Here is an 11,645-nt window from a genome sequence, read left to right on the forward strand (position 1 = left end):
GATCACGCGACCGCGTCCGTATTCTGGCGCTTGCGCTACGGAGGTGGTCGCGTGAGTGAGGACCGACGCGACCTACGTACGCTGCCGAAGGCGCATCTGCACCTGCACTTCACGGGTGCGATGCGCCACCAGACCCTGCTCGAGCTGGCTGAGCGCGACGGGATCCGGCTGCCCGAGCAGCTGGTAGCGGACTGGCCTCCGACGCTGAGCGCGGCCGACGAGAAGGGCTGGTTCAGGTTCCAGCGTCTCTATGACGTGGCGCGCTCGGTGCTGCGCACCGAGGCGGACATCCGACGGCTGGTCATGGAGGTCGCCGAGGACGACGTACGCGACGGCGGCAGGTGGCTCGAGATCCAGGTCGACCCGTCGGGATATGCGGCGAAGTTCGGCGGGATCACGGCCTTCACCGACCTGGTGCTGTCGGCCGTCGGCGACGCGGAGCGGGCGACCGGGCTCGGGATCGCGGTGATCATCGCCTCCAACCGCACCCGGCACCCGATGGACGCGCGCACGCTGGCGCGCCTGGCCGCGCAGTACGTCGACCACGGCGTGGTCGGCTTCGGGCTCTCCAACGACGAACGGCGCGGGCGGACCGAGGAGTTCGACCACGCGTTCCAGATCGCCGAGCGGGCCGGCCTGCGGCTGATGCCGCACGGCGGTGAGCTGCGCGGGCCCGAGCACATCCGCACCGTGCTGCGGTCGCTGCACGCGACCCGGCTGGGTCATGGCGTACGCGCTGCCGAGGATCCGGCGCTGCTCGACGAGATCGTGCGCGCGGGCGTCGCGCTGGAGGTCTGCCCGACCTCCAACGTGTCGCTCGGCGTCTACTCCGACCTGACGTCGGTGCCGCTGCCGCAGCTGCTCGACGCGGGTGCGACGGTGGCGCTGGGGGCCGATGACCCGCTGCTGTTCGGGTCCCGGCTGGCGGCGCAGTACGCCACCATGCGGGCCGCTCACGAGCTCACCGACGAGACCCTCGCCGACCTGGCACGGATGTCGATCACCGCCTCGACCGCGCCCGAGTCGACCAAGAAAGGTCTGCTCGCCGAGATCGACGACTGGCTCAGCGTGCCCTCGCAACCCACGGATCCGGCAAGTTAAGACAGAATGTCGGCCATGACGAACCCGTCCGACGATCAGCCCGATCCCAACAAGCCGGCCGACGCCTCCACCCCGCCTCCGCCGACCCCGTCCGAGCCGACTCCCTCCGAGCCGACCCAGGCCGACGAGACCCAGGTGGCGACTCCGCCTGCGTCGACGCCGCCTGCGCCGACCCAGCCGATGTACGGCCAGACCTACGGTGAGCAGCCGCCCAACCCCTACGGCGGCGCCACGTTCGACCAGAAGCCGCCGGTCCCGCCGACGGCCGGCTACGGACAGACGCCTCCGCCACCGGCCTACGGAGGTCAGCCGAACTACGGTGGTCAGCCGGGCTACGGCCAGGCGCCCTACGGTGCTCCGGCTGCGTACGCCGGGCCGGTCGGCACCCCGGACTCGGGGGCGACCACGGCGATGGTCCTCGGCATCGTCGGGCTCGTGGGGTCATTCCTCTGTGGTCTCCCCATCGTCCTCTCGCCGTTCGCCCTGTTCATGGGTCTCTCGGCCAAGAAGCGGATCGACGCGTCGGCGGGTGCCCTGACCGGCCGCGGCAACGCGCAGGCGGGCTTCATCCTCGGCATCATCGGCACCGTCCTGTTGGTCCTGAGCATCCTTCTGATCGTCGTCGTCATCATCATCGGCGTCAGCGGCGGGTTCGACGACCCGGGCTACGACAGCGGCTACGAGACCTACGACAGCGAGTTCTGAGATGACGGACACGCCCCCGCCCGGCTATCAGCCCGCACCGGCGCCCTACGGCTTCCCGCAGCCCCCTCCGCATCCCGAGGCCAACTCGGCTATGGTCCTCGGGATCGTCGGGCTGTGCCTGTCGGTCATGTGCGGCGGGATCGGCGTCTTCGTCGCACCGTTCGGATGGGTCAAGGGCAAGCGGGTGATGGCCGAGATCGATGCCAACCCGGCTGCCTACAGCGGGCGCGGCAACGCTCAGGCCGGTTTCATCACCGGTCTCATCGGGACGATCTTCGGGGCGCTCTACATGCTCTTCTGGATCGCCTACATCATCTTCATCATCGTGATGATCGTCGTCGCCTCCAACGAGACCGACAGCACGACGTTCGACAGCATCAACGCGATGCTGAGCAGCCGAATCTGACGGATGGACTGCGGCTACTTCACCTCCGGCGCCTGCCGCTCCTGCCGCTGGCTGGAGATGGCGTACGCAGACCAGCTCGCGCAGAAACAGCGGCGGGTCGCCGGGGCTCTCGGTGACGTACGTTGGGAGGAACCGGTCTCCAGCCCGGAGGCCGGTTTCCGCAACAAGGCGAAGATGGTCGTCGCCGGCTCGGTGGAGGCGCCGACGCTGGGGATCCTGTCGCACGACGGTCTCGGGGTGGACCTGCTCGCGTGCGGGCTGCACACCCCGGGCCTCCAGGCCGCGCTGCCGGTCCTGTCCCGGTTCGTCACAACCGCGCGGCTGACTCCCTACTCGGTGCCGGAGCGGCGCGGCGAGCTCAAGCACGTGATCGTCACCGAGGCGCCCGGCGGAGAGCTGATGGTGCGCTGGGTGCTTCGGTCCACCGAGGCGCTGGCCCGGCTGCGCAAGCACCTTCCGGCTCTGCTGGACGAGCTCCCGATCGGCGTCGCCTCGGTGAACATCCAGCCGGAGCACAAGGCCGTCATCGAGGGGCCCGAGGAGATCTTCCTGACCGCCCGCGAGGCGCTCACGATGGAGGTCAACGGGATCGGCCTGCGACTGCGCCCCCACTCGTTCTTCCAGACCAACACCGATGTCGCGGCCGCGCTCTACCGCCATGCCCGCGACCTGGTCTCCTCGGCCGCGCCGACCTCTGTGTGGGACCTCTACTGCGGCGTCGGGGGCTTCGGGCTGCACGTGGCCGCTCCCGGGCGGGAGGTGCTCGGTGTCGAGTCCAGCGAGCAGGCCATCGAAGCCGCCGCCTCGACCGCCGCGGAGCTGGGACTGCCGGGCACCAGCTGGGTGGCCGGGGACGCGGCTGCGTACGCACTTTCGGCCGGCTCCGCGCCCGACCTGGTCATCGTCAACCCGCCACGGCGCGGGATCGGCTCATCGCTCGCCGGGTGGCTGGAGCAGTCGGGGGTCGAGCACGTCGTCTACTCCTCGTGCAACGTCGACACCCTCGCCCGCGACCTGCGCGACATGCCCTCGTTGCGACCGGTGTCGGCGCGACTGCTCGACATGTTCCCGAACACCGACCACCACGAGGTCCTTCTCCTCCTCGAGCGCGGCTAGACGGCCTCGCGCGCCCGCCTGAGCGCGAGAGCGCCGAGGACGAGGCCGGCGAGGCCGAGGACGATCGCCATCCCGCCGCCGACCACACCGTTGCCGGTGCCGGGTCCGCCGTCGGCCACGAGCAGGTTGACGACGCCGACGACCAGGGCGATCGCGCCGCAGCCGAGCGCCACGACGGCGCCGTTGCGGCCACGGTGGCCGACGCCGCGTACGGCACGGGCCAGAGCTACCGCGCCGGCGACCGCTCCGGCCAGGCCGACGAACACGGCGAGCGTCGCCCACAGCCGGGCGGTGGTCAGTGTGTAGGCGCCGACGTCAGGGTCGGCGGCGCTGATGAGTACTTCGTTCAGGGACATGGAGGACTCCTTCATCGAGTTCGATCGGATGACTCGATCGTCCCGTCGGCGCACGCCGGAGTCGTCCTGCCTGCGTGGACTCTTCGGAGCCGTCGCTACTGCGTACGTGGTAGCCGGATCTCCTGCGTCAGAGGGACTCGCGGGCGGGAGGCGCGGGCATATCCTGCTCGCATGGCCAGGCAGCGGATCACGGTCGGAGACTGGGTCATCGCCGCTGGTGTGGCCGTGGCCCAGCTGGCTGCTGCTCTGAGTGGCGGTCAGCCCGGCTCCGGCAACGAGCTTCTCGGCTACGCCGCGCTGGTCGCGAGCGGTCTCGTCCTGGTCTTCCGGCGTCGAGCGCCGGTCGCCGTGCTGGTCGCCAGCGGCGCCTGCGGGCTGGCCTTCCAAGCACTCGGGCTCGACGTCGCGGTGATCGCGTTCCTGGTCGCGGTCTACGCGGCCGTGCGGGAAGGGCACCGGCTGGTCACGGTGCTGGCCGCGGTGGTGATGCAGAGCGGGCTGTTCCTGGTGGCGTACGCCTCCGTGGGTGACCTCGGCGCCGCCTCCGAGCAGGCGCGCGGAGCCCTGGAGATCGCCTGGCTGATCGCGGCGGGCGCCGCCGGCGAGGCGCTCCGGCAGGCCGAGCGGCGTGCCGACGAGGCCGAGCGCACCCGGGAAGCCGCGGCCCAGCGCCGGGCCGACGACGAGCGCCTGCACATCGCCCGCGAGCTGCACGACTCCCTCACCCACCAGATCTCGGTGATCAAGGTCCAGTCAGAGGCCGCCGTCCACGTGGCCCAGCGGCGTGGCGAGGAGGTCCCCGAGTCGCTGCTGGCGATCCGGGAGGCCGGGCGCGAGGCGGCCCGCGAGCTGCGGGCCACGCTGACGGCGCTGCGCGACGACGATCCGAACCCGCCACGGGGGCTCGAGGACGTACGCGACCTGGTGGGATCAGCCGGGTCCACCGGGCTGGAGGTCATTCTGACCGTCGACGGGCAGCCCGGCACGGTGCCGGTAGCGGTGGGCCGGACGGCCTACCGGATCGTCCAGGAGGCGCTGACCAACGTGACCCGCCACGCCGCGGCCACCACAGCGACGGTCCACATCGACCACCGGCCCGACTCGCTCGGGATCCGGGTCGAGGACAACGGCACCGGAGCGCCGGCCACGACCGTGCCCGGCATCGGGCTGCTCGGGATGCGGGAGCGGGTCTCCGCCCTCGGAGGTCAGCTGCGGGCACAGCCGCGGGAGGAGGGCGGTTTCATGGTCGAGGCACGGCTGCCGGTGGAGCGTACGTCGTGATCCGGGTGCTCCTGGTCGACGACCAGCCGCTCATCCGCAGCGGTTTCCGGGCTCTCCTCGACATCGAGGACGACATCGAGGTGGTCGCCGAGGCCGCCGACGGCGTCGAGGCGGTGGCGCTCGCCCGCGAGCACCTGCCCGACGTGGCGATGGTCGACATCCAGATGCCCGTGGCCGACGGTCTCGAAGCGACCCGGCGGATCGCCGCCGACCCGGCGCTGAGTGACGTGCACGTGGTGATCCTGACCAACTACGGCATGGACGAGTACGTCCTCGAGGCCCTACGTGCCGGCGCTGCCGGTTTCCTCGTCAAGGACGTCCAGCCGGAGGACTTCGTGCACGCGGTGCGCGTCGCCGCACGTGGCGACGCCCTGCTCGCGCCGTCGGTCACCCGCGCGCTGATCGACCACTACGTCAGCCAGCCCTCCCCGGCCGACGCTCCCCTCGGGCTCGCCGAGCTCACCAACCGGGAGCGCGAGGCGGTTGCCCTGGTCGCCCGCGGCATGACCAACGACCAGGTCGCCGAGGCGATGGTGATCAGCGTGCTGACCGCCAAGACCCACATCAACCGGGCGATGACCAAGCTGCACGCGCGCGACCGCGCGCAGCTCGTCGTCGTCGCTTACGAGTCGGGGCTGGTCGCTCCTAGAGCTCCACGCCGAGCATGACGGGCTCGTTGACGAGCACGATCCCGTACGCCGCCTCGACCCCGTCGCGTACCTCTCTCGCCAGGGCGAGCAGGTCCTCGGTCGTGCCTTCGCCGCGGTTGGTGAGGGCGAGGGTGTGCTTCGTGGAGAGCGACACCTTGTGGTTGCCGTGGCCCTTCTTGAAGCCGGCGTGGTCGATGAGCCAGGCGGCGGAGGTCTTCACCGTGCCGTCGGGCTGGGGGTACGCCGGAGCACCCTCGGGCACGTCCTCGGGGGCGACCACGGGGTTGGTGAAGAACGATCCCGCCGACCAGGTGTCGTGGTCGGCCTCGTCGGTGACCATGCCCTTGCTGCGGCGCAGGGACAGCACGGCCTCGCGGATCTGCTTGGACGGCACCCGGGTGCCCTGCTCGACGCCGAGGGCGCCGGCGAGCTGGGCGTACGCGATCGGGGAGCCGGTCTCGCCGTCGGTGCCGAGCCGGAAGGTGACCTCGAGGACCACGTATCGGCCGGGTCGCGCCTTGAACCGCGACCACCGATAGCCGAACGCGCACTCCCCGGCGGTGAAGCTCCGCACCTCGCGAAGCTCCCGGTCGAACACCTTGACCGAGGTGATGGTCTGGGAGACGTCCTGGCCGTACGCCCCGACGTTCTGGATCGGGGTCGCGCCCACGCTGCCGGGGATGCCGGAGAGCGCCTCGACGCCGCTCCAGCCCTTGTCGACCGCGGTCGTCACGAAGTCGTCCCAGGTCTCGCCGGCAGCCACCGTGACGCGTACGCCACCCTCGACCGGCTCCGCCGCCACGCCCGTGGTCGCCAGCTTGATGACGGTGCCCGGGAAGCCGGCGTCGGCGACGACCAGGTTGCTGCCGCCGCCGAGGACGAGCACGTCCTCCCCGGCCTCATCGGCGGCGGTCACGGCCTCGATGATCTCCGCCTCGGTGGTCGCGGTGACGAACTCCGCCGCCGGGCCGCCGAGATGGAAGGTGGTGTGGCTCGCGAGAAGTTCAGACACGTACGGAGACCTTCGGCATGCCGAGGACCTTCTGGTCGCCGGAGACGACGGTCAGGGCGATCGTCGCCAGCCCGTCCTCGACCGATTTCACGGTGCCGCTGACCGTGACCGAGGTGCCTTCGTCGTCATCGGGCACGAGGACCGGGTTGGTGAACTTGGCGCCGAAGTCGACGACCTCGGCTCCGTCGGTCCACTCCGAGACCGCCCGGGCGACCAGGGCCATGGTGAACATGCCGTGGGCGATCACGCCGGGGAGACCGACGGCGGTGGCGATCCGGTCGGACCAGTGGATCGGGTTGAAGTCGCCGCTCGCGCCGGCGTAGCGCACCAGCGACGCACGGGTGATCGGGTAGGTCTTCGGGGCCAGCTCGGCGCCTGCTTCGAGTGCCATCACGCGACCTCCGCCGCTCGGTGGACCAGGGTGGCCGAGGTGGTGCACACGACCGCCCCGGAGTCGTCGGTGATCTCTGAGACCGTGCCAATGATGTCGTTGCCGCCGATCTGACGCAGCGAAGCGACGCTCAGGGTCGCGACCAGCACGTCCCCCGGCGCGATCGGCCGGGCGTAGGAGAACTTCTGCTCGCCGTGCACGATCCGCGACAGCTCGACCTGGACGTCGTCCAGGAAGGCGTTCATCGCGTCGAAGGCGAGCACGATCGGGAACGTCGCCGGAACCGGGTCCCCGCTCTCCCAGCCCACACCGGTGGCGGCAGCGAACTCCCGCACCTTCTCGTCGGTGACCCGATAGGGCCTGGTCGGGGGAAACACGCGCCCTACGAGCGACCCATCAACTGCCATGCGGGCAACTCTAGTGGCCAGCCGAGAAGTCACCCACGTCGGCCGAGGCGTCACCGGCCTGCCAACTCGGCCGACCGGAGTGACGTCTCGGCCGACCGGAGTGACGTCTCGGCCGACCGGAGTGACGGCTCGGCAAATGACGAACGCCCCGCCTCCCGGCCATCTGGAATTCAGTGGCGGGGGCGGGGCGTTCGGAGCGCCGATCAGTGTCGCGCTCTACCTAGAAGACAGGCTTCAGCGGGTCTCGCGGTGCACGGTGTGCTTCCGGTCACGCGGGCAGTACTTCTTGAGCTCGATGCGGTCGGGGTCGTTCCGACGGTTCTTCTTCGAGATGTAGTTCCGCTCCTTGCACTCGGTGCAAGCGAGGGTGATCTTCGGGCGAACGTCGCTGCTCTTGCTGGCCACAGGAGTTTCCTTACGGTGCTGATCGAGGTGATGCGGTCTTTGGCGGTAGCGGGGGCGGGGATCGAACCCGCGACCTCACGATTATGAGTCGTGCGCTCTAACCGCCTGAGCTACCCCGCCTCAACAGGAATCAGGCCCGCAGTATTCCTACTGCGGGACCTCAACCCAAGAATCCTAATGGACCCAGAGCCCCTTTACGGAATCGAACCGTAGACCTTCTCCTTACCATGGAGACGCTCTGCCGACTGAGCTAAAGGGGCGTTGCGTGAGAGAACATTACGGTAGGGGCGCCGTGCTCAACAAATCGACACGGCCCTCCCCTCCGCCGACCGCATCATCGCAGGTCAGCGGGGGTCCTCGGCGCCTCGATCGGGCTCCCAGATCCGCGCGAAACCCATCGCTTCCTCGAGCTCGTAGGACAGCTCGAGCAGCATTCGCTCGCGTCCCGGCGCCGCCCCGAACATCATCCCCTGGGGCAGCCCGGCGAGGGTCTGCTGAATCGGCAGCGACACCGCCGGCCCACCGGTGACGTTCTGCCACGGCGTGAACGCCACCCAGTCCATCAGCCCCTTCATGACCAGCTCGTAGACCTGGCTCGGCGCCAGCCGCCCGATCTCCGGGGTCTCGTGCGCGACGGTGGGCGTCAGGACGACGTCGTACGCCGCGTGGAACCCCTCCGCGATCGCCTGCGCCTTGCGCAGCCGGACGATGGCGGCCGGGACGTACTTGGCGTTCTTGAGCGTGTGCTGCGCGAGGCCGACCGTGAGGTTGTCGAGCCGGCTGCGGTCCCAGGTCTTGCCGCGGAGCGGGCCGGCGTTGACCAGGGCGACCGCGAGGGTCCCCCAGTAGAGGACGAAGTCGTCGGCGAAGGTCTCGGGCACCGGCGGCGACACCGCCTCGACCGTGTGCCCGAGCTCCTCCAGCACCGCCGCGGTCTTCAGCGTCAGCTCCGCGACCTCGGGACTGGCGTCGCGCCCGAGCGCACCGGTGAAGATGGCACAGCGCAGCCGTTTCGCCCCGGGGCCGGTGACGTCCCCGATCGGCGGCAGCGAGGTGTGGTGCGCCTTCTCGGCCTCCCGGAAGAAGGCGGCGGTGTCGCGCACCGAGCGGGTCAGCACACCGTCGGTGACGATCTTGAGCGGCAGCAGGCCGTAGATCGGGTCCTGGGGCAGCCGGTCGCGGGTCGGCTTGAGCCCGACGAGCCCGCACGCACCGGCCGGGATCCGGATCGAGCCACCGCCGTCGTTGCCGTGGGCGAGTGGTACGGCCCCGGCGGCCACCAGCGCACCGGAACCGGCCGACGAAGCACCGGCCACGCGGCCGGTGTCCCACGGGTTGCGCACCGGGCCGAGCCGCGCGTGCTCGGCCGTGCCCGAGAACCCGAACTCGGAGAGCTGGGTCTTCCCCAGCGACAGCAGCCCGAGCTTGAAGAGCAGCTTGGTCATCTCGCCGTTGCGTGAGGCCGGCGGCATGACGTACGCATCCGTGCCGTTCCTGGTGGGCACTCCCGCGACGTCGGTGTTGTCCTTGATCAGGGTGGGGACGCCGGCGAAGAAGCCGGCCCGGGGAGCACGCGCCTGGATCCGGGCCCGGTCGAAGGTGCGGTAGGCCATCGCTCCGAGCGCGGGGTCGACCGCCTCGATCCGCGCGATGGATGCCTCGACCGCCTCGAGAGTGCTGAAGTCACCGCGCCGCAGAGCCTCGGCGACCCCGACCGCGTCGAGAGTGCCGAGTACGTCGTCGGTGAAGGCGTGCACTCGAGCCATGCCGCCAACGTTAAGCCCGCGAGAGCCTCAGAGGAGGAAGTACGCCATCAGCGGAACCAGGAGACATGTCACAACCGCGGTGAGTCCCATCGCCAGTCCGGAGAAGGCGCCCTCGACCCGGCTCTCCTCCAGCATCCGGGCGGTGCCGATGCCGTGGGAGACCGCACCGACGGCGATGCCGCGGGCCCGCGGGTCGCGGATGCGGAGCAGGGTCAGGACCCGCGGTGCGACCATCGCGGCGAAGGTGCCGATCACGATCGCGAAGCACGCCGACAGCTCCGGGTAGCCGCCCAGCCGCTCGGCCAGCGCGATCGTCACCGGAGCGGTGACGGCCTTCGTGGCCATCGTCCGCTCCAGCACGTCCCCGCCACCGAGCCAGCGCACCAGCAGGATGCCGCTGACCATCGACACGACCGCGCCCGCGGTCAGCGCGACCAGGACGGGCACGACCATCCCCTTCAGCCGCGCGACCTGGTGGTAGAGCGGGATCGCCAGCGCGACCGTCGCCGGGCCGAGCAGAAAGCTGATCAGCGTGGTGGCCTCGGCGTAGTCGTCGTAGGTCGTGCCGGTGACCACCAGCAGGGTGCCGACGATCACGATCGCCACCGCCACCGGCTGGGCGAGCGGCGAGTGGGTCTTCTTGCGGAGCCACCTCCCGAACTCGTACGCCGCCACCGTCACGAACAGCCACAGGATGACGCTCACTCGATCTCCTCCCCCGGCGCGCCTTCGGTGCCGGCGACCTCGGGCACCCGGCGCAGGAACAGGGTGAGCACCCAGCCGACGGTGGCCAACCCGAGGAACCAGGAGCCGAGCAGTGCGACGACGATCGGCAGCGCCGCGTCGCGGATGACCGCGAGGTAGGCGATCACGCCGACTCCGGCCGGGATGAAGAAGAGCTGCAGGTGGGAGAGGAAGTAGTCGCCGACCTGGATGACCGGGTCGTCCTCGCCGTCACGGCGCCGCAGGACGAGGACGACGAAGAGCAGCAGCATCCCCACGACGGGTCCGGGCAGCGGGATCCCGGTCAGCTCGACGATCGCGGTTCCGGCCAGCTGGCATCCGAGCAGCCAGAGCAGGCCGACGATCACTGCGGGTCGGAGAGGGACTCGATCGCCATCGCGGCGCAGCCCACCAGGCCCGAGGAGTCGCCGTGGAGCTGAGCCATGAAGGTGAGCTCGCGGGTGGCGATCGGGTTGGAGCGGGCGTAGACGCTCTCGCGCACCCCGGCGGTGTAGAGGTCGAAGGCGCCGGCCATGTCGCCGCCGATGACGACGACCTCCGGGTTGAGCAGGTTGACGGCCGTGGCCACGACCTCGCCGAGCTGTCGTCCGCCCTCGCGCAGGAGCCCGCGCGCGACGGCGTCGCCGGCGAGCGCGGCGGCCACCAGGTCGCGTACGTGGCCTGCGGGGACCCCGGAGTCGGTCAGCCGCTGGGCGAGCGCCCAGCCGGACGCGACGGTCTCCAGGCAGCCGGTCGAGCCGCAGCGGCAGGGCCGGTCTCCGGCCGCGTCGATGCGGGTGTGGCCGATCTCGCCGGCCGCCCCGAGCGCGCCGGTCACGACCTTGCCGTCGACGATGATGCCCATGCCGAGACCGGTCGAGGCCTTGACGACCAGGGCGTTGCGTACGGGATGGTCGGAGTTGAAGAGCTCCGACCGCGCCAGCGCGTGGGCATCATGGGCCAGGATCAGCGGCGCGTCGGTCAGCGCGGTGAAGTAGGGGGCCAGCTGGACGCCGTCCCAGCCGCCCATCGCCGGGGTGTCGATGCTCATCCCGAGATCGGGGTTGACCACCCCGGGCAGGCTCATCCCTATCGCCAGCACGGGCAGGTCGATCGAGGTCACCATCTTGGTCATCCGCTCGACGACCTCGGGCATCAGCACCTCGGCGGAGATGCCGACCTCGTGGTCACGGGTGTCGCCGGCCAGCTCTCGCCCGGCGAGGTCGAAGACCGCCGCCTGGCTACGGCTGCGGCCCACCGCCACGGCCAGCACGACCCCTGGGTCTGAGGATTCGTCACTCACGACTGCAGTCTAAGCACGAACTG

Annotated in this window: 15 protein-coding genes and 2 tRNA genes; 6 read left to right on the forward strand and 11 right to left on the reverse strand. The window is 70.6% G+C overall.

Translation table 11 applies throughout. From position 1 onward, the window contains the following. Positions 1-51 precede the first annotated feature (51 nt). Genes ACFX43_RS00595 through rlmC form a run of 4 tightly spaced genes read left to right on the forward strand, consistent with a single transcriptional unit; the run spans position 52 to position 3,328 of the window. Positions 52-1,101: an adenosine deaminase gene (locus tag ACFX43_RS00595; protein ID WP_378815781.1), complete on the forward strand. Its 1,050-nt coding sequence runs from the start codon at positions 52-54 to the stop codon at positions 1,099-1,101. A 15-nt stretch (positions 1,102-1,116) separates the two neighbouring features. Beyond that, positions 1,117-1,806, forward strand: coding sequence for a DUF4190 domain-containing protein (locus ACFX43_RS00600; protein WP_378815783.1), 690 nt, complete (start codon positions 1,117-1,119; stop codon positions 1,804-1,806). 1 nt (position 1,807) lies between these two features. Next, the gene (locus tag ACFX43_RS00605; protein WP_355019350.1) at positions 1,808-2,212 is read left to right on the forward strand and encodes a DUF4190 domain-containing protein; all 405 of its coding nucleotides are present in this window, start codon (positions 1,808-1,810) and stop codon (positions 2,210-2,212) included. Between the two features lie 3 nt (positions 2,213-2,215). Then, the gene (gene rlmC / locus ACFX43_RS00610; protein WP_378815785.1) at positions 2,216-3,328 is read left to right on the forward strand and encodes a 23S rRNA (uracil(747)-C(5))-methyltransferase RlmC; all 1,113 of its coding nucleotides are present in this window, start codon (positions 2,216-2,218) and stop codon (positions 3,326-3,328) included. Here rlmC and ACFX43_RS00615 read toward each other — a convergent pair. Further along, positions 3,325-3,684, reverse strand: a complete 360-nt coding sequence (locus tag ACFX43_RS00615) for a DUF6223 family protein (protein ID WP_378815787.1) — start codon at positions 3,682-3,684, stop codon at positions 3,325-3,327. The two genes, rlmC and ACFX43_RS00615, sit on opposite strands and share 4 nt — an antisense overlap. Positions 3,685-3,855: 171 nt before the next feature. Between ACFX43_RS00615 and ACFX43_RS00620 the strand changes: the two genes are divergently transcribed. Both ACFX43_RS00620 and ACFX43_RS00625 read left to right on the forward strand, forming a co-directional pair. Beyond that, entirely contained in the window at positions 3,856-4,965 is a 1,110-nt protein-coding gene (locus ACFX43_RS00620) for a sensor histidine kinase (protein WP_378815789.1), read from the forward strand. Next, a complete protein-coding gene (locus ACFX43_RS00625) occupies positions 4,962-5,633 on the forward strand; it encodes a response regulator (protein WP_378815791.1) in 672 nt (223 codons plus the stop codon). The genes ACFX43_RS00620 and ACFX43_RS00625 overlap by 4 nt, the downstream gene beginning before the upstream one ends. Here the strand turns inward: ACFX43_RS00625 and ACFX43_RS00630 are convergent. The 10 genes from ACFX43_RS00630 to ACFX43_RS00675 form a co-directional block, all read right to left on the reverse strand. Next, positions 5,611-6,627 (reverse strand): UDP-N-acetylmuramate dehydrogenase, encoded by a 1,017-nt coding sequence (locus ACFX43_RS00630; RefSeq protein WP_378815793.1) that lies wholly within the window; start codon positions 6,625-6,627, stop codon positions 5,611-5,613. The genes ACFX43_RS00625 and ACFX43_RS00630 overlap by 23 nt on opposite strands. Next, complete coding sequence (locus tag ACFX43_RS00635) at positions 6,620-7,018, reverse strand: MaoC/PaaZ C-terminal domain-containing protein (protein WP_378815794.1); 399 nt, start codon at positions 7,016-7,018, stop codon at positions 6,620-6,622. Before ACFX43_RS00635 ends, ACFX43_RS00630 begins: the two co-directional genes overlap by 8 nt. Then, positions 7,018-7,425 (reverse strand): MaoC family dehydratase N-terminal domain-containing protein, encoded by a 408-nt coding sequence (locus ACFX43_RS00640; protein ID WP_378815796.1) that lies wholly within the window; start codon positions 7,423-7,425, stop codon positions 7,018-7,020. The genes ACFX43_RS00635 and ACFX43_RS00640 overlap by 1 nt, the downstream gene beginning before the upstream one ends. A 234-nt stretch (positions 7,426-7,659) precedes the next feature. Further along, positions 7,660-7,830, reverse strand: a complete 171-nt coding sequence (gene rpmG, locus ACFX43_RS00645; protein WP_045551858.1) for a 50S ribosomal protein L33 — start codon at positions 7,828-7,830, stop codon at positions 7,660-7,662. Positions 7,831-7,876: 46 nt separating this feature from the next. Beyond that, positions 7,877-7,950 (reverse strand) — tRNA-Met (locus ACFX43_RS00650). 67 nt (positions 7,951-8,017) lie between these two features. Next, positions 8,018-8,090: transfer RNA gene (locus tag ACFX43_RS00655), tRNA-Thr, on the reverse strand. Between the two features lie 84 nt (positions 8,091-8,174). Next, a complete protein-coding gene (locus ACFX43_RS00660) occupies positions 8,175-9,596 on the reverse strand; it encodes an amidase (RefSeq protein ID WP_378815798.1) in 1,422 nt (473 codons plus the stop codon). Positions 9,597-9,623: 27 nt separating this feature from the next. Continuing rightward, the gene (locus ACFX43_RS00665) at positions 9,624-10,301 is read right to left on the reverse strand and encodes an LrgB family protein (RefSeq protein WP_378815800.1); all 678 of its coding nucleotides are present in this window, start codon (positions 10,299-10,301) and stop codon (positions 9,624-9,626) included. Then, positions 10,298-10,687: a CidA/LrgA family protein gene (locus ACFX43_RS00670; RefSeq protein ID WP_378815802.1), complete on the reverse strand. Its 390-nt coding sequence runs from the start codon at positions 10,685-10,687 to the stop codon at positions 10,298-10,300. The genes ACFX43_RS00665 and ACFX43_RS00670 overlap by 4 nt, the downstream gene beginning before the upstream one ends. Then, positions 10,684-11,622: an ROK family protein gene (locus ACFX43_RS00675; protein WP_160025612.1), complete on the reverse strand. Its 939-nt coding sequence runs from the start codon at positions 11,620-11,622 to the stop codon at positions 10,684-10,686. Before ACFX43_RS00675 ends, ACFX43_RS00670 begins: the two co-directional genes overlap by 4 nt. Between the last annotated feature and the right edge of the window lie 23 nt (positions 11,623-11,645).

Source organism: Nocardioides sp. YIM B13467 (assembly GCF_042788075.1).
In the GTDB taxonomy this organism is placed as follows: Bacteria; Actinomycetota; Actinomycetes; order Propionibacteriales; family Nocardioidaceae; genus Nocardioides.